The organism is Paenibacillus sp. ACRRY (assembly GCF_022346995.1).
In the GTDB taxonomy this organism is placed as follows: domain Bacteria; phylum Bacillota; class Bacilli; order Paenibacillales; family Paenibacillaceae; genus Paenibacillus.
In genome coordinates, this window is record NZ_JAKRNM010000004.1 from 114683 (window position 1) to 131359 (window position 16677).

A 16677-nucleotide genomic window follows, 5' to 3' on the forward strand; every position below is an offset into this window, starting at 1 on the left:
ACAATCGTAATGAATGGATTAAAAAAAGAAGCGGAGCACAGTATGCTAACGATTAAACTAAACGAACACATCATTCAATGCCATGTGGTATATGGCAAAGGCAAGAAGGTTTCCATCACGATGGACCTGCCCTACATGGTAACGATTAAGGCACCTAATGGCACGAGCGATGAGATCATTCAGCAGCTTGTAGAGCAGCATGGTGAGAGCATATTGAAGAAATCGGCGCTTATGCAGCACGCCCTGGAAGGACCGCAGGCCAAAGACTACGAGGAAGAAGGCAGCGGGAAGTTTTTGTTTCTGGGCGAGGAATATGCACTGCATGAGTTAATTAAGGTTGAAGGGTTGTCCGAGGATGAGCTGCGGGCGAATCTGAAGAAGTTTTATTTTGCCGAGTGTAAGAGGATCATTGGTGAACGCATTGGTCCATACCAACAGCAGCTGAAGGTCAAGCCAAAGTCCATAGACATTGTGGAATCCCCGACCAAGTGGGGCAGCTGCAGCTGGGACAAAAAACTCACATTTAACTATCGACTGGCCATGGCACCACCGGAAGTCATTGATTATGTCATTATCCATGAGCTGTGCCATATTCATCATATGAATCACGATCGCTCCTTCTGGCGCCGCGTTGGCAGGATCATGCCGGACTACAAGACGAAGGAAGATTATTTGATGCGCAATGGCCGGGCCATGACGTTGTGAAAAAATAAATTCATATCACGAGTCCAAGAATCGTGGTGGAAGGAGTCCGGGATGGCTGAGGGTAACCATTATTCTGTACTGGTCGATGAATATATTTCGGGGTTCGCCCCGGATGTACAGGTTAGACTGCAGGCATTAAGACAGATTATTCGCGAAGCGGCTCCGAATGCGGAGGAGAAGATCAGCTACCAGATGCCAACGTATGCGCTGCATGGGAATCTGGTCCATTTTGCCGCATATAAGAACCATATTGGATTCTATCCTGCACCCAGCGGAATCGAGGCATTCCGGGATGAACTCTCCGTCTACAAAGGCGCTAAAGGCTCGGTGCAGTTTCCCCTGAATCAACCCTTGCCGGAAGAGCTTATCCGCCGGATTGTGGAATTTCGGGTGAAGGAAAATGTGGAGAAGGCCGCGGAGAAGAAACGAAAGAAGTAGCTTGTATTTGAGAAATAGATAGACCGCTATCTTTGGTGAAGAGGGCGGTCTTTTTTGTGTTTAAAATCATGTTCGTAGGATCAGCGATAGGTGACTGTTCGAATTCAGCGATTTTTCAGTTAGAGCCATTATACTGTTTTCGAATCCTGTACTCGAAAAGGAGTTTTGGCATGTCTAAAGTGATCCATAAGACGCTTTATCTCATTCTTATTTTATTTATTGGTTTGTTTATTGTTTCGTCTCTATTCGTTCGGGCGCAGTATAATTATGGCCTTTATGGAGACAATCCGATCCTGGGAACCCAGCAATGGAGCATTTTCCTTCCGGTCATCGTCCTGCTTCTGTTAACGGGTATCGGGCTATACCGTCTCTGCCTGAGATTGAACAAGTACAGTCCAAAGGTTGTCATCCCGGTGGTTTTGCTATGTTCCATGGCGATTCAGATCGCGATTATCTTTGTGTTTCCAAGAGTACCGACAGATGACTCTCAGACGGTCGTTTCTCTGGCGATGAGCATGCTCTACGATCAGGATTATTCCTCGTTTGAAACGGGTGGATATCTTCACATGTTCCCGTTTAACTTTTCCATCGTGCTCTATTTAAAAACACTGCTGTACCTGTTCCCGGATAACTATCTGGTGATCAAGCTGTTTAATATTCTGTTTTCAACGGTAACCACCTTCATGATTTATCTTATTTATAAGCAACTGAATCCCAAATCTAAGGAACGTGATTACGGCGTTTTGATTTTTGCAGCGACGTACTTGCCTTCCTTATTCTTGAACAACCTGATTTATAACGATGTTATAGCGACGGCATTTCTAACATCCTGTTTATATTTTTTGCTTCGGTTTGTACGCGAGAAATCATGGAAGGCTATTCTCTGTGCTGCGATTCTTCTCGCCATCGGAAACTACTTCCGCAGTATCGGCGCGATTGTGCTGATTGCCGCTATCTTGTACATCCTGCTGAACATGCGGAGTATCAGGTTCAAGAAGGTACTGGGCTCCATCGCCGTACTGGCTATTCTGTTTAATGTCCCAGGTTGGACCCAGAATGCCGTGCTGCAGTCCACAGGTACGGTAAAAGAACCGGTCGGCGAGAATTCGGCCCCCGTCTATATGTGGCTGAACATGGGGATTAACCTCGAACGATTCGGATTCTGGGACAATATGGAGAGCTACCAAATCTATCAGAGACAGGCCAATTACAATAAGGCTGATAGCACTACATTATTTAAGCAGGAGATTGAATCGAAGTTGTCGGAAGCGAGTGCCAGTGAACTGATTCAGATGTATTACAAAAAGATCATATGGACCTGGACTGAAGGGACGTACCAGATGGATCGATACGGAATCGGCAATGAAAGTGCCTCAGGCATGGGAAGAGGAAGAGCAGGCGGAATTGCTGGCTCCTATAGTTACACCAATGAGGTAACGGACCTGTTCCAGGGGGATTCAGTCTATCGAACGGGTGTGCTTTGGGTCGTATATGTGATGAACTTCATGATGTACTGTTTTATTTTTGTTCGGTTGGTCCGGGGAATTCTTCTCAAACGATATGATGAGGTCTCCCTGATTCTGGTGGTTCTCGGATTTATCGGGTTCTATATCCTGTGGGAGATCAAATCGCGCTATATCTATCCGGTATATCCATTGCTTATCGTGTTGTCCTATATGGGATTCAAAGATACGTATGAATTGATGTTCCAAAGAAAACTCGGCTGGGGACGGACATCCCTGGGAAAAAGGTGATCTTATGCGAAAAAATATGGTTTTCACATCCGTTCTGATTCTACTGGCAGGCTGTGCTGTTCTGCTTGCTGCCTGTAATGTCATTACAGCCCAAAACATTACGAATACCGGTACTGCGCAAGGCATGAATGGTGGGGGAATGATGAATGGTGGCCCAGGCATGAACGGAGGAATGCAGAGAGGCGGAGGCATGAATGATCGAACAGGTGGCCCGGATGATATGCGTGGTGCAATGAATGCCGATCTTACAGGCAGGATTGTCTCCATAGACGGAGATACCGTTACTCTAGCATTACTTGAGTTTCAGGGCTTCTCTTCACAGAACTCCAATACTCAGGGTCAGCAAGAAGATGCACCTAGCAGCGGAAGCAGGGGGATGAACGAAACTGGCGTTGAAATGAAAATAAAGCTGAATGCAGATGTTAGCATCACTGAAGGTATGGAGATGGGAGGACGCGGTAACACCAGTTCAGACGCCAACGGGGCAATTCAGGTATCTGATCTGAAAGAGGGAGATATCGTCATGGCATGGTATAAAGAGAATACGGAGACAGTGGAACGGATGACTGTTGTCCAGTCTGAATAAGTGATGAAGACAGTGGCGAAGAGATTTGGTGAGAAGATTTGAATTTGGTCCAACTTAAAATGAGCACAGGCTATTCCTAAGTAAAAGGGAGAGCCTTGTGCTCTTTTTCTTTATGTATGTCAGATCTAATCCAGACTCAGATCAAAATCAGGCTCACACATGTAATCGATCGGATAGAGATCATCTCTGGCTGAAATTAGTGCACGAAGGTGAAGATAAACATTGTTGGGTTGTACGACCACACCTTCGATACGGTAGGGAGCAAGTTCAGCAACGACGAATACGTCTTCCGCAGCATTGCATCTGAAAATGACGTTAGTCGGGTTACATACTTCCTCCATGTAGCTGTAAGTCATCACGTGATAATCTCGTTCACGCCATTTGGTTTTAATGACTTTATAGGATTGTGTTGCGACAAGATCAATATAGCGTTCCAAGGGAAACGTATGTTCAAATTGCGTGATGTACCCTTTTTTATCAACATCAATTGTGAATTCTACATCGTAGCTTACGTGAAATTCTTCCTTATAGGTTCCCTTCATGATCTTCATGGCATCCAGATGCGATCCAAAATCAGGGTCTTCTATATAGGGGATTGTAATGCGTTCAGGATCAACATGATCGGTAATTTGGCTTTTGCTTGAGATTCCTTTCATAAACTTCGATGGCTGAAGGTCAATGGACCCAATCATTTTTCCAGCATATGCAGGGCTGCAGGTTATTCGCATAGTCATCTCCTTTGTTGTTCTTCAGTAATTAGACGAAAGGCAGAAGAGAAAGTTTCACCAGAATAAGGAAATAGACTTGCGGACAAATTGGATAAAACAGTAGCTGCGCAGAGCTACATTTAGTTGCGTTCAGGCAACTTATCGATTTCCAAATAAATGAATTAAACATTTTTGATCTTTTATGGTCAGGTTATCGTTAATTGAATTGAGGGGGTGAGGGAGCGTTGGATGATGAAGAGTTGATTCATGAGATTCGCAAAGGCAGCCGGGCTGCAATGGAAGTATTGGTGAAGCGGCATTATCATTCGATATTTACTTATGTGTACCGTAAAACGGGAGACTATCATACCGCCTATGATCTGACTCAAGAGGTATTCGTAAAAATGATGAAGTCACTCGGCAGTTACCGTGATAACGGGAAATTCAGTCACTGGCTGCTGAAAATTGCAGTGAATCATTGCATGGATTATTTTCGCGGTCGCGAATTCAAACAGCAAAATAGGGAAAGCGAGTTAACGGAAGAGGCGCTCCCTGCCAGTGAGCATCAGAACGTGTGGAACATCTTCTACAAACGGCTTCAGAATGACCAAGTCAGACAGGCAATGTTACGTTTGCCTGAGCAGCAGCGGGACGCGGTCATTCTGAATTATTACAACGGACTGAAGATCAGGGAAGTCGCCGAGCTGACGGGAACCAACGAATCGACGGTGAAATCACGCATACGCTTGGGCATAGCCAAGTTAAAGGAGATTATAGTGGGAGGTGAGCGGGATGAAACGTACCGAAAACCAAAATAAAAAGAAGCACACCACCGAATTCGAGATGGAAGAATTCAACGAGATTGCCCCTTATCTGGATCAATATGCGGTTGAATTTCCTTCCGAGATGGAGATTGATCAGACGATCCGGACACTGGAGGCATATATGCCTGAACAGTTGGACCAAATGAACGAACATTTACAGCCATCACCTGGGAGGTCGTTTACAGAATTGCTCCAGGTTGTTCGAGGAGAGGTCGCGATTTTTCACAGATCCTACTGGGTAATATGTACGCTGCTCCTGATCATTGGCTTCTGGTTAGGGGGGCACAGCACGATCGATCCCTATATGAGCGGGATTGTTCTGGTACCTGTACCTTTTATTCTGGGGCTGCTCGAAGTGTTTAAAGGCCGGGATCAGGGACTGATGGAAATGGAACTCACCTGCAAAATAACATCGCAGCAGCTAATGCTCACCCGCTTGATCGTTGTACTCTCAGCAAATATGGCGTTTGTGCTGCTGCTTATGCTAGCCATTTCCGGGGGGACAGGTGGTTCCATTTCATGGAGTGCCATGGCTCTCTGGTACGCCCAACTGATGGTTGCTGCAGGAGCTAGTTTGTGGCTGGCCATGCGTGTCCGGGGTGGTACAGCCGTTAGCCTTTTTTTAGTCGGATGGTTCGGACTCATCTGGCTAATATTGAGCAATCCAAGATTCATTCGTCTGGTGCAGTCAATTCAAACGCCAGTGCTTATTGTGCTTGCCATATGCGGAATCCTGCTGTTGATCAGCCAAATACACCAGATGACGCGTAAATATACATCACAAACAGAAAGAGGTTATTCCTTTGATATTGACCATGGATAACGTATCCAAGAAATACAGGAACAAGTGGGCCGTAAAATCATTCTCGCTGGAACTGTCCAGCGGTGGTGTTTACGGTCTGCTCGGACCGAATGGAGCGGGCAAAACAACGCTGCTTCGCATGCTTGTCGATATCGCCAAGCCGACATCCGGCCAGATTTTGCTGGATGGACAACCGATTGAGCGGATGGGAGATCGTTATCGAAGTCTACTGGGCTATATGCCGCAGCGATTCGGATTTTATAACCGTTTCACGGCTCATCGATTTCTCATGTACATGTGTTCGCTCAAAGGGCTGAGTGCGCCTCAGGCTGCTGTTCGCGTGCAGGAGACATTACGGATGGTGGATCTGGAACAGCAGGCCCAGCATAAAATCCGCACGTTCTCGGGGGGCATGCGGCAGAGACTGGGCATTGCTCAAGCCTTGCTGAATGATCCGCACATTCTGGTTCTCGACGAACCGACGGCTGGTCTGGATCCCAAGGAGCGTATTCGGTTCCGTAATATTATCGGCGAGCTGGGAAGAGACCGGATTGTTCTGTTATCGACGCATATTATTTCTGACCTGGAGTTCTCGTGTAAGGAAATGATTCTGATGAATGATGGTCAGCTGATTACTCGGAGCACACCTGAGGAGATCATGAACAGGATGCAGGGCAGTGTGTGGAAGGCAACGTTAACGCAGCAGCAGCTTGCTGAGCTGACCTCGCATTTTAAGGTAAGTGGTTTGTCCTATCAGTCGGATGGCATCGTAGCCAGAATCTTGGCCAAAGAGCAGCCCGTACCGCAAGCTGTACCGGAGACTCCCCGTCTCGAAGACGTATATATGCACTATTTTGACGAGGAGGCGACATCGTGATTAGTTTAACCCAATATGAATTTGCCAAAATCATTACACGTAAAAGTGTTTATCTCGCACTCATCGGACTATTGATACTACTTGTTTTATATACCTGTTTTGGACATTCCGGACCGTTAAACGGTACAGCATATTATAAGCCTTATGAAGGAGCGATTACGGAGGAGAAGGTTCAGACCGCACGGGATCAGATGCAAATCGAGGGTTACAGTGATGAAAAGAACCAGACTCGATATGGCGTATTTTATGAAATCTCGATGTTCTCGCCGGAATCCACCCAAAACTACACCCGATATGATGACAGCGGGAAAGCCATGGAACGAACCGTAACCGTCTCCGAGATTCACTACAATAAGCCATGGGGTTATCTGCTGGAATACATTGATCAATTTGGTGTACTCTTCATGATGATCATCATTCTGCTCGGACTGGCGCCTGTATTTGCAGAGGAATATGCACGGGGAACCGCAGCATTACTACGCAGCAGCAGACGGGGGAGAAGCCAAGTTGTATCGGCTAAACTGATGGCTTCCATGCTTTATGTCGTGCTATGCGTCATATTGTTTACGGGTATCAATCTGTTGATCTACTGGTTAAGGTTTGGAAATTTGGCTGGTGCAGATACACCTCTACAGAGTGTTGGCATGTATTTTCAGGGCTTTTATTATGACTTCTCTCCCTATCACCTATCGGCGCTACAGTATTACGGAGTACAGTTAGTCACTCACTTGGCAGGAAGTCTGGTCTTTGCTTGTGTTGTGTTATGTATCTCGGCGCTTTGTTCAACGTCATTTGTTGCCATGGTCATTAATGTTGCGATTGTAGGCGTGCCTTATCTGGCATTCGATGTGCTGAACTTTAACCCGGGATGGGCCAAATGGATTGAGGAGTTTTCATTCAGTACCATGATGCGGGTAACGAGGTTATTTCAAACACCGGCTAGTTACTCTGTATTTGGACTGGAGCTGTCCTATTTAAATTTGTATATGATTATCATGGCTGTAGTTACGATTGGCGTTGTATTTGGGGTGTATCGTACATTCCGTACCCGCGAGGTGTTTTCCTGATCGCAGCCTTATAGGGGAGATGAATATTCAATTGGGGTCCGCAAACATGCGGGCTTCTTTTATATGAAGGAACAGAATGTGATATTTCCAAACGTTCTTCAATTTTGATACAGTGTTTATATACGTTTCGGAGGTATAAAACATATGGAACATTCGCTCCAGGAGCTTATGCGTAACGCGCGAGCGGAAGAGAATACCTTTTTATACATGCTTCATGAGGAAGCACATTTTGATCAATCGTTATTCTGGAGTTATGTGAATAGCATAATAGAACTGACTCGTCTCACTGCGGACCAACCGCTGAATCGGGAAGTAGCGGGGGCTGTCAGCTTCACCTATTCCAAGATCATGGAGTACCTACAGTGGCATCACTCGGACTCCGATATCTACGAAATTGAAAATTTTCCTTACGTTTATGCCCATCACATCGTGAGCCTTCTCGGCGAAATAGTTAACGGTTTTTATCAGGGAATTGTCCTGGATGAATCCCATTTCAATGAGGAGTTTCCGAACCCGGCCTTTGCCGGCTTGGTGGCAAACGAACAACCAGCAATACTGCAGCTGGGCTATTATAAACAAGAAACGAACGTGCATGCCCTCGGCTTCCGCGAGGAGGATGGGACGTACCGAATTGAGCTTAAAGAAGAAGAGGACAGAGACCTGGTTGACTCCAAACTTAGCCGCCGGGAGGTCGAGGGAACCTATCTCTTCCATGCCCCGGATGCCAGCACCGCTCACCAACTATTTCATGAATGGGTCATGAGTACTTATGCACCCTATCGTTCTGTATGGCCGAGAGGAGAGCATATCATGAATGTGAAAGATAATGTGATCTTGCACCAAGACCTTACTTTTGTCGGGATCAAAAAGACGTTTTCATGTGTGGATGGAGAGAATTTGAGAGAGATTCCTAAGATGTGGCAGAAGGCATTGGCAGACGGAATTGAAGAGCGTTTAATGGCATTAAATAATGGGGCTGTTTCGGGATTGGTTGGCATTTGTGTAGATCAGAGGGATCTGCAGAACGGTCAAATGGAGTACTGGATTGCCACCTCCCATGTGGGTGAAGTACCGGAAGGTTTATCATCAATCGAGATCCCTGCGTCGCATTGGGTGGTATTTGAAGCGGAAGGACTGGTACCAGAAGCGATACAGCAATTATGGAAGTATATTATGAGCGAGTGGATTGGGAAGGCCCCTTACAAACATGCGGGTATCCCGGAACTCGAAGTATACGGAGGACATGGTGCACCACCCCAGGTGTGGATACCTGTTAAACCCTTTAGTTGATTAGGAGGATGAATATGTTATCTAGTAAAGTTATTGAGTTTTGCCAAGGCAAGGGGTGGTGGCATGAAGATGTACCGAAGGAGTATGAGGAAGCACTGCAGAAGCTGAATATTGATCTTCAGTCTGATTTTGCGCAGTTTTATCTGCATGCAGATGATGGCCCGATCTTCTATAGCAGACATCAGGAGATCTATCAGATCTGCTGGGTCATGGAGAATACCGTGTATTTGGAAGATATGACGGTGGCCCAGCTCACCCTCGGATTGCCTGAAGCTTACATACCGCTGGATAGCTTTGAAGGGGAGGGAGGATTCTTTTATAATCGGCAAACCGGTGAAGTGGTGCTGGTAGAGCTTGGTGAGTCGATTGAACTTTTCTTGAACGGGGAGAGCCGCCCCGAGTGGCCTGATTTTAATACATTTCTGGAGTGGTACTTCGAACTGGAGGAGGAGAAGGCGCGATGAAGGAATTGACTTCGGAACACCCCGAACTGGAGAAACAGATTATTGAAACCGTTGAAGCGGGCAATATGCTGGACGAAACGCAGCAGCATGAACAGGCACTAATCTATTATGATCAGGCATGGGGAATGCTGCCTGAGCCGAAGACCGAATGGGAAATAGCAAGCTGGATTGCATCCTGTCATGCGAATGCACATATGGACTTGGGACAGTATGCGCTGGCGAAGCCCTGGGCGGAATTATCGCTGCAAACGCGAGGGTCGGATATCAATATGGGGCCGCTCATTGAGCTGGGCACCGTCTGCATGAGACTGGAACAGCATGACGAGGCGTATTCTTATCTGCATCAAGCCTATGAGTACGGCAAAGAACGCGCATTTCAAGGCTGCTCAAGCGATGTATTAGAGTATTACAAGCAAGAACGTGCTAACCGCCAATAGAACGGATTCTAAATTTTACAAAAAGAAAAGGGTAACCCAAAGTTTGGGTTACCCTTCTTTTATTTTTCAAGATCATACTGGAACGGAGGGGGTAGAACGAATCTGAAGAAGCGAAGCGCTCACCTTTATCACCGGATTTCTTCCTTTAATAAAATTCAAGGGAATCGGGGGATAACAGTGATCGGAAGATTGTTCTACAACTGTAGTGGCATCGTATGATCCTTCACTGACTTAATTGTTCGCCCCATAAGGGAAAAATTCTTCCACCAGATCCTGTGGAGAGATGGATACAAAGACATGATCCAGCTCCGTCTTGCTGGCAAAATCCATAATGTCCTCCGTGTAATACCTTGGATCGATGACGTAGATTTCGGACACGACCGTGGACAGGAAAGAGATCATCGGCACGGCGAGGGAGTCCTTGATGAACATGACTTTTAGCCCTTTCGGGTTGTCCTTGTTCACCACATGAACGATCCCCTGATTGCCGTACAGATACGTGAAATACTTGTCCGCAGTCAGATCGTACGTGGCTCCCTGCACATTAAGTGGATACGTGGTGAGCAGCGCATCCTCGAAGCGTCCATTAAGTGCAGCTTCGGTCTCGCCTGTCTTGAAGTAGAAGGAATAGTTCGTTTTGAACTTCGGATAGATCAGGTCGAAGTCATCTGCACCCGCGAAGTATTTACCAGCCTTGCGGCCCTGCGATCCAATAAAGATGTCTTCATATGGAATCACATTGTAGTTGCGGATATCCGTGAAATAATGATTCGGGTCCAGCGACTTCGTACACATGTCGTCCATATGATTCACGAGCTGGCCGAAGGCCCAGAACGCCGTCCTGATTTTCCAGTGATGATCGGTTGTAAAGAACAGATCCTCCGGCGGAATGCCGCTCTCCAGCAATCCCTCCCGCAGATCAAGGGTATCAATGCCATCCTGCTTCAGATTGGCTAGGAAGCCGTCAGCAGTTTCATTATTATAGTTGTATGGAATGCCCTCCGGGAACGTGGTATAGCCACGCACGTATTTGTCCGGCGTCATGACGTAAGTCAGCTTCGTTTGTGGATCCAAATGTGCTCCAAGCGCCGCAACCCGGTCCGACAGATCCTTCGTATACGTTGGCCCGGTGGCAAAATAGGTATAGTGCAGCTTACCCTCCATGTCTTTGACAACTTCAAAGTTGTTCTCCTCGTTTTTCCACATGAGGGATTGCAAATATCCGTAGGCTTCCACGAAACCAAACTTCTCGAAGACATGTTCATTGATGTCCGCGTCCAGCTGGTGGATCAGTCCTTTGGTTTCAGAGATATCGTAGTCTCCGGATGCCAGTGTCTGCTTGATCGGGCCGAAGGACTGAATGATATTCAGAACAGAGAGCGTCACCAGCACGAGAATGAAGAGGAAAGCGGTGATTCTCTTTTTGGCAAGAAAGTTATGCATGCTTGTGTGCCTTCTCTCAGAAATTAAAATAGATAAATGGATTGTATGTACCCTTAACCAGATACGATACGCAGACCAGGAATAATAGAATGATCGTCAGCGGATAGACGAGCTCCAGCGGTTTGCGGAAACGGGCGCCATCGACCATGAGTCTGTTCATCCGGGTAGCGATCGGCATGCAGAACAGAATACCCAGAATGAAGAAGAATGCATATTCCTTGAGGAACATCCAGGTCGTATCGCTCCAGAATCCATTGCCGTATAGTCCAAACATATTGCCCAGATAGTGACCTGCCTGCAGCAGATCCGGCGACCGGAAGATGACCCAGCCAATCACAACGATAAACATGGCGTAGAGATGCCGCAGCGGGATGAAGCGTGTTCCTTTGTCAAAGCTGAAGATTTTCTCCAGCGCGATGAACGCAAAGTTAATTAATCCCCACACCACGAAAGTCCACTCCGCACCATGCCATACGCCGGTAAGTCCCCAGACGATCAGCAGGTTGCGAATCATTTTATCTTTATTGGTAACGCGTGAACCCCCCAGCGGGAAGTATACATATTCCTTGAACCAGGTACCGAGTGAGATATGCCAGCGGCGCCAGAATTCGGTGATGGATCTGGAGATGTACGGATATCTGAAGTTCTCCTCGAACTTGAAGCCGAACATCAATGCCAGACCAATGGCCATGTCGGAGTACCCGGAGAAGTCGAAATAAATCTGCAGCGTATAGGCAATTGCCCCAAGCCACGCCAAACTGGAGGACACTTCGGATGTGCCTCCCATGCTGAAGATATGATCAGCGACAATAGCCATGCTGTTGGATAACAGCACCTTTTTGCCCAAGCCCACAATGAACCTGCAGCAGCCTACCGCGAACTTGTCCCAGCTCTCTTTACGGTTCACCATCTGATCTGCAATCGTGTTGTACCGCAGAATCGGTCCGGCAACGAGCTGAGGGAAGAAGGAGATGTACAATGCGACGTAAAAGAGATTTTTCTGTACAGCGCCGTGTCCACGATAGACATCAATGACGTAAGAGATGCCGTGGAAGGTGAAGAATGAGATACCCAGCGGCAGTGCGATGTTCGGAATGCTGAGTCCGAAGCTCGTATTTTCGTTCACAATGCGCAGGGCAAAAGCCAGATATTTGAACACAAACAGCATGCCTAGGTTGACGATCAGCATCATCGTAATGATGGTATAGGCTGCATTGCGCCTTTCCCTGAACTTGTCCACGAGCAGAGCGAAGACATAGTTGAAACAAATGGAGGCCAGCATGATCAGGACGAACCAGGGTTCACCCCAAGCATAGAAGAATAAACTCGCGACAAGCAGCAGCATATTTTTGAGCGTGACCGAGAATCTCAGTACGTAATAGAGCCCCAGTACAAGCGGCAGAAAATAAAATAAAAAGACTACACTGGAAAAGAGCACTGCCTTTCCTCCTTGAGGATCATATAAGAATACAGCATGTATTCACGCTAAAGTAGAGACAGACTATGCCGCATCCAGGGATATGGCATAGTCTGCCTTCGTTCAGCTACATGCTGAATGGACGTCTTGCCCGGCGCTGCTCGCGGCGGGACCGCCTTTTTTGGGCGCGAGCTGTGTTGCTGCCTTTTCGCCAGAGCCCGTAGGCAACAAGCGTGAGAATGCCGGCTGCCGACAGGATGATGCGGATGAGCCACTCCATCCAAGGCTTCATCAGCGGATCGGTGGGGTTTACCACCTTGGTTACCTGATCAGGAGACGGAATGGCACGCTTCGTCCCATCCTTCTCCTGTACATTCATGGCTGTAGAACGGTCCATCGTAACGGTGTAGGTCAGGTTCCATTTTCCGTTCACGAGTGCGCGTATGGTGAGACTGTCAGGTTGAACGGCAGTCTGGAGTGTAAGTAAGCCATCCGGTGTAATGGATGCCCCCTGCACAGGACGGTCCAGTTGAAAGGATGCATTCGGAATCCCTTTGCTGGAAGAAGAGCGAACTTCATATTGTGCAATCGATTCACCAGCCTCCGGCTTCACCATTCGCTCTTGGCCCGTGATCTGCAGCGTGGTTAGCTCATTCTCTGCAGCGGCTTGCTTCCGGGATAGTGGCTTGATGTTTCCGACCCGTAAGTTTAGCTTGGCATTCTCAGTGGTGGTCGTCGTAATGCCCCAGCCGGTGATTTTGCCCAGCTTGACCTGGCCTGCCGTCTTAGCCTTGTCCTGAACCATCAGGCTGGAGAAGGGGATGCGGATCTGTCCGACAAAGCCCGGCTCCAGTTCAATCAGACCTGCGGTAGGGTGAACCAATGTGGCTTCCTTGGTTGCCTTCGGAACGACAATGACATTTCGGTTATCCGCTACGGTAAGGGAGCTCTGATCTGCCCGGTTGATGACGACATTGAACGGCAATGTCTGCTCCGATTCATTACGGATGGAGAAGGTCAATGCACCGTAGCTTGACCAGTCCCTGTTCCGCAATTCATAGACATAAGCGGAATAATAGCCTTTTTTGAGTCCCTCGGTAGAGGTTTGAATCTGTATACTGCCGTTCTTATCCATATGGGTATCTACTTGAGTCCCGTTATTCCATTCGCGGAGCGTACTTCCGATCAGCTTAAGCTGTTCTGCTTGAACAGCCTGGACTGGAAGCAGGCTCCATAATGCGGCGAGACTGGCGGCAAGTATAAGTTGTTTCCACTTCTTGATCATGTGTACCTTGCCTCCGCTCTATAAATAAGCCATCTCGTTGAGTTCATCATTCGAGACGTTTTTGTCTTTGGATATGACATTTGGCCGACCTGTTTGCCGCTGCTCCCTATTCCACTGCGTAAACAAAGCCTCAAGGTTATGCATCTGATGATTACGGGCGATGTCCTGGATGTTGGTCACCCGGTACAGGTTACCTCGCTTGTTCCGTAGGGATTGTACCCATACACACTCCAGAGTCAGGTCGTCGCTAATGGGCAGATGGATCTCATAGCTCAGATCTTGGCGTGATGTCTCCAGCAGAACATATTCATAGTTGAAATCAAGCAGGGTAACGGCTCCATGCGTTGGCGTGTCCACTGTACGGTTAACTGCAATACGTGCCAGCTTCCGGTTGGACATAAACTCACTCTGCCCCCGGCGCACAAAGTTCAGGCGAATGTCCTCGAACGTACTGATATCCTTGTCCAGCTTCTGAGGAAGCGTAGGCTCGCGGTCATAGATAATGTGCAACAGCTGCCGCTGCTGCTCCTCTGTAATTTCCTTGACGATAAAAGCATATTTCCAGCGATCGCCGATGGATGCAACGTGAGCGACCTTGCCTGTAAATTCACTTGCATATCGATCGTTAACCAGCTTGATGCCGACCTCCATATCACTCGGGATATATTTCGGCGTTTCGAGAATCACGGATATTCCGCCTTCCGAGAGATCATGAGTCAAGCAGGAGATCGTCTCGCCTTCGGTCGTAATCGTGCAGTCCACGGTAGCGAGTGAACGCTCGTGGTTTCGGAATACTTTACGTCCGGCCAGGAAGAAGATGGACATCATGATGTTGTAAAAGTTGATCAGCAGCCAGTACAGCACGACCAGGAAACCAATGGTGCCCTGACTGAACGTCCAGTGAATGCAGTTGATGATACCAATGATGGATAGTACAGCCAGAATCAGATGGGGAATCATTTGTTTAATCTGATAGTTCCGATCATCATTTTGCGCACCGTCCTTGCGGGTAACGACGAATTTGTTCATCGTAATGCCAAGCGTCTCCAGAATGACAGCAGGCAGCAGGGACGGGAACAATATGGTTTCATAAACATTGGTCCATTTGGTTGTTCGAATATTGCCCGACAGCATGCGCAGACAGGTATTGGTCAGGAGATACATCGGCAGCCAAAATATCAAAATTTCAAGTATTGTGCATTTCACAACAAGAATGCCGAAGACGGCAAACAGAATCGGCGACATGATATACAGCAATCTCTTCAGCCCGGAATACCAGTAGGTTATGGAAGAGATATAATTTAATTTTTGAGCGAAACTCAGGCCTCTCTTGAACAGCAGATTCATCTTCTTGCCTGTCTGGATACAACCGCGTGCCCAGCGCTGACGCTGCTTGATTAAGCTCTTCAAGTCACCAGGGGCAAGCCCGGATGCCAGTACCTTATTGGTAGCAAAACAGCGATACCCTTTGCTCTGCATCTCGATGCCTGTTGCAAAATCCTCCGTAATGGAACCTGTATAGAAGCCGCCTACATCTTCCAATGCCTGTCTGGAGAGCACCGTATTGGTTCCGCCGTAGATTACGGAATTGGATTTGTTGCGTCCAACCTGCACGTCACGGTAGAAATAATCCTGCTCATTCGGAATCCGGTTCTCGGAGTACAGATTGTACTGGAATTGATCGGGATTGTAGAAGCTTTGCGGTGTCTGCACGAAACCGATCTTTTCTCCTGTCAGAAAATACGGCACACAGGACGTCAGAAAATCATGCTTCGGAATCATGTCGGCATCAAAGGTGACGATCAGGGGGGAAGAAGTATGTTTCATGGCGTTGTTGAGATTGCCAGCCTTGGCGTGTTTGTGCTCTGTCCGGGTCAGGTAGTTGATGCCCAGATGGGTGGCAAGTTCCCGCATCTCGGGACGATTGGAATCGTCACACAGATGGATATGTACTTTGGAACGGTCCGGATACTCCATATTGAGACAGCCGTTAATCGTTTTGAAGAGAAGGGAAGTGGGTTCATTGTAAGTCGCAATAAAGACATCCACATCCGGATATAACGCCTCATCTACTACGGGAAGCTCAGGGTATTCAAGCCGGGTCATATTGTAAAAGTGGACGGCCAGTTCGAACATGCCGATGAGTTCGACAATAAGGAGGGCAAGACCAGCGGTCACGGCGAGAGGGCCATGGCCGAAAGGAATGGTGAAGAACGTACGCCAAATGACGTAAATACAAGACATGATCACCGTAGCTGTGACCAGAATCTTGTTGCGTGTACTTAAATAATTCAATGGAATACCTCTCTCTGATGTTTCTGAAATGGAGCTGCACTGAAAAGGACGTGCTTATTGTACTAAAGCATTCTGAACAAATTCTGAAAAAAACAGTAGGACCCTCACAGCGTAAGGGGTGAAAAAACACGATTTATCCCCTTGAATATGTCGTATGATGATAATTATTGTAGTTATTTGTCGAATAATGCGCAATATGTTTGTTGTTTTCGGATACTATATTAGCTTGAGAACGAGTTGACAGAAGAGATTGTGAGGAAGAAATAGGAAGATTTCGGGCAACAAA

16 protein-coding genes are annotated in these 16677 nt (G+C 47.4%); 11 read left to right on the plus strand and 5 right to left on the minus strand.

All coding sequences use genetic code 11. The features are described 5' to 3' along the window. The first annotated feature begins 9 nt into the window (after positions 1-9). The 4 genes from MH144_RS16565 (at position 10) to MH144_RS16580 (ending at position 3483) form a co-directional block, all read left to right on the plus strand. Complete coding sequence (locus MH144_RS16565; RefSeq protein WP_239302333.1) at positions 10-705, plus strand: M48 family metallopeptidase; 696 nt, start codon at positions 10-12, stop codon at positions 703-705. Between the two features lie 51 nt (positions 706-756). After that, complete coding sequence (locus MH144_RS16570) at positions 757-1143, plus strand: iron chaperone (RefSeq protein ID WP_239302334.1); 387 nt, start codon at positions 757-759, stop codon at positions 1141-1143. Between the two features lie 170 nt (positions 1144-1313). Next, the gene (locus MH144_RS16575) at positions 1314-2897 is read left to right on the plus strand and encodes a glycosyltransferase family 39 protein (protein WP_239302335.1); all 1584 of its coding nucleotides are present in this window, start codon (positions 1314-1316) and stop codon (positions 2895-2897) included. Positions 2898-2901: 4 nt separating this feature from the next. After that, positions 2902-3483 (plus strand): hypothetical protein, encoded by a 582-nt coding sequence (locus tag MH144_RS16580; protein ID WP_239302336.1) that lies wholly within the window; start codon positions 2902-2904, stop codon positions 3481-3483. Positions 3484-3608: 125 nt separating this feature from the next. Here the strand turns inward: MH144_RS16580 and MH144_RS16585 are convergent, their stop codons facing one another. Beyond that, the gene (locus MH144_RS16585) at positions 3609-4211 is read right to left on the minus strand and encodes a hypothetical protein (protein WP_239302337.1); all 603 of its coding nucleotides are present in this window, start codon (positions 4209-4211) and stop codon (positions 3609-3611) included. 224 nt (positions 4212-4435) lie between these two features. Here MH144_RS16585 and MH144_RS16590 point away from each other — a divergent pair, with 224 nt between their 5' ends. The 7 genes from MH144_RS16590 (at position 4436) to MH144_RS16620 (ending at position 9951) form a co-directional block, all read left to right on the plus strand. Further along, positions 4436-5008 carry an RNA polymerase sigma factor gene (locus MH144_RS16590; protein ID WP_239302338.1) on the plus strand — a complete coding sequence of 191 codons (573 nt, stop codon included), beginning with the start codon at positions 4436-4438 and terminating at the stop codon, positions 5006-5008. Continuing rightward, positions 4983-5837 carry a hypothetical protein gene (locus MH144_RS16595; protein ID WP_239302339.1) on the plus strand — a complete coding sequence of 285 codons (855 nt, stop codon included), beginning with the start codon at positions 4983-4985 and terminating at the stop codon, positions 5835-5837. The genes MH144_RS16590 and MH144_RS16595 overlap by 26 nt, the downstream gene beginning before the upstream one ends. Next, complete coding sequence (locus MH144_RS16600; RefSeq protein ID WP_239302340.1) at positions 5830-6693, plus strand: ABC transporter ATP-binding protein; 864 nt, start codon at positions 5830-5832, stop codon at positions 6691-6693. The genes MH144_RS16595 and MH144_RS16600 overlap by 8 nt, the downstream gene beginning before the upstream one ends. After that, a complete protein-coding gene (locus MH144_RS16605) occupies positions 6690-7760 on the plus strand; it encodes an ABC transporter permease (protein WP_239302341.1) in 1071 nt (356 codons plus the stop codon). The genes MH144_RS16600 and MH144_RS16605 overlap by 4 nt, the downstream gene beginning before the upstream one ends. Positions 7761-7904: 144 nt before the next feature. After that, positions 7905-9050: an effector binding domain-containing protein gene (locus MH144_RS16610; protein WP_239302342.1), complete on the plus strand. Its 1146-nt coding sequence runs from the start codon at positions 7905-7907 to the stop codon at positions 9048-9050. Positions 9051-9064: 14 nt separating this feature from the next. Next, entirely contained in the window at positions 9065-9514 is a 450-nt protein-coding gene (locus tag MH144_RS16615) for an SMI1/KNR4 family protein (RefSeq protein ID WP_239302343.1), read from the plus strand. Then, on the plus strand, positions 9511-9951 hold the full coding sequence (locus tag MH144_RS16620; protein WP_239302344.1) for a hypothetical protein: 441 nt from the start codon (positions 9511-9513) through the stop codon (positions 9949-9951). Before MH144_RS16615 ends, MH144_RS16620 begins: the two co-directional genes overlap by 4 nt. Positions 9952-10182: 231 nt before the next feature. On the opposite strand, the gene MH144_RS16625 is transcribed toward MH144_RS16620, so the two are convergent. The 4 genes from MH144_RS16625 to MH144_RS16640 all read right to left on the minus strand — a co-directional run bounded on the left by MH144_RS16625 (position 10183) and on the right by MH144_RS16640 (position 16391). Beyond that, the gene (locus tag MH144_RS16625; protein WP_239302345.1) at positions 10183-11394 is read right to left on the minus strand and encodes an alginate O-acetyltransferase AlgX-related protein; all 1212 of its coding nucleotides are present in this window, start codon (positions 11392-11394) and stop codon (positions 10183-10185) included. A 16-nt stretch (positions 11395-11410) separates the two neighbouring features. Continuing rightward, positions 11411-12832 (minus strand): MBOAT family O-acyltransferase, encoded by a 1422-nt coding sequence (locus tag MH144_RS16630; protein WP_239302346.1) that lies wholly within the window; start codon positions 12830-12832, stop codon positions 11411-11413. A 106-nt stretch (positions 12833-12938) separates the two neighbouring features. Next, a complete protein-coding gene (locus tag MH144_RS16635; RefSeq protein WP_239302347.1) occupies positions 12939-14096 on the minus strand; it encodes a hypothetical protein in 1158 nt (385 codons plus the stop codon). An 18-nt stretch (positions 14097-14114) separates the two neighbouring features. After that, positions 14115-16391, minus strand: a complete 2277-nt coding sequence (locus MH144_RS16640; RefSeq protein ID WP_239302348.1) for a glycosyltransferase — start codon at positions 16389-16391, stop codon at positions 14115-14117. Positions 16392-16677 lie beyond the last annotated feature (286 nt).

What these genes read in the sequence shown, in the direction of transcription:
- MH144_RS16595 (WP_239302339.1), top strand. Translation starts at nt 4,983, where the DNA reads ATGAAACGTACCGAAAACCAAAATAAAAAGAAGCACACCACCGAATTC.
- MH144_RS16565 (WP_239302333.1), top strand. Translation starts at nt 10, where the DNA reads ATGAATGGATTAAAAAAAGAAGCGGAGCACAGTATGCTAACGATTAAA.
- MH144_RS16620 (WP_239302344.1), top strand. Translation starts at nt 9,511, where the DNA reads ATGAAGGAATTGACTTCGGAACACCCCGAACTGGAGAAACAGATTATT.
- MH144_RS16580 (WP_239302336.1), top strand. Translation starts at nt 2,902, where the DNA reads ATGCGAAAAAATATGGTTTTCACATCCGTTCTGATTCTACTGGCAGGC.
- MH144_RS16635 (WP_239302347.1), bottom strand. Translation starts at nt 14,096, where the DNA reads ATGATCAAGAAGTGGAAACAACTTATACTTGCCGCCAGTCTCGCCGCA.
- MH144_RS16600 (WP_239302340.1), top strand. Translation starts at nt 5,830, where the DNA reads ATGGATAACGTATCCAAGAAATACAGGAACAAGTGGGCCGTAAAATCA.
- MH144_RS16625 (WP_239302345.1), bottom strand. Translation starts at nt 11,394, where the DNA reads ATGCATAACTTTCTTGCCAAAAAGAGAATCACCGCTTTCCTCTTCATT.
- MH144_RS16575 (WP_239302335.1), top strand. Translation starts at nt 1,314, where the DNA reads ATGTCTAAAGTGATCCATAAGACGCTTTATCTCATTCTTATTTTATTT.
- MH144_RS16615 (WP_239302343.1), top strand. Translation starts at nt 9,065, where the DNA reads ATGTTATCTAGTAAAGTTATTGAGTTTTGCCAAGGCAAGGGGTGGTGG.
- MH144_RS16585 (WP_239302337.1), bottom strand. Translation starts at nt 4,211, where the DNA reads ATGCGAATAACCTGCAGCCCTGCATATGCTGGAAAAATGATTGGGTCC.
- MH144_RS16610 (WP_239302342.1), top strand. Translation starts at nt 7,905, where the DNA reads ATGGAACATTCGCTCCAGGAGCTTATGCGTAACGCGCGAGCGGAAGAG.
- MH144_RS16570 (WP_239302334.1), top strand. Translation starts at nt 757, where the DNA reads ATGGCTGAGGGTAACCATTATTCTGTACTGGTCGATGAATATATTTCG.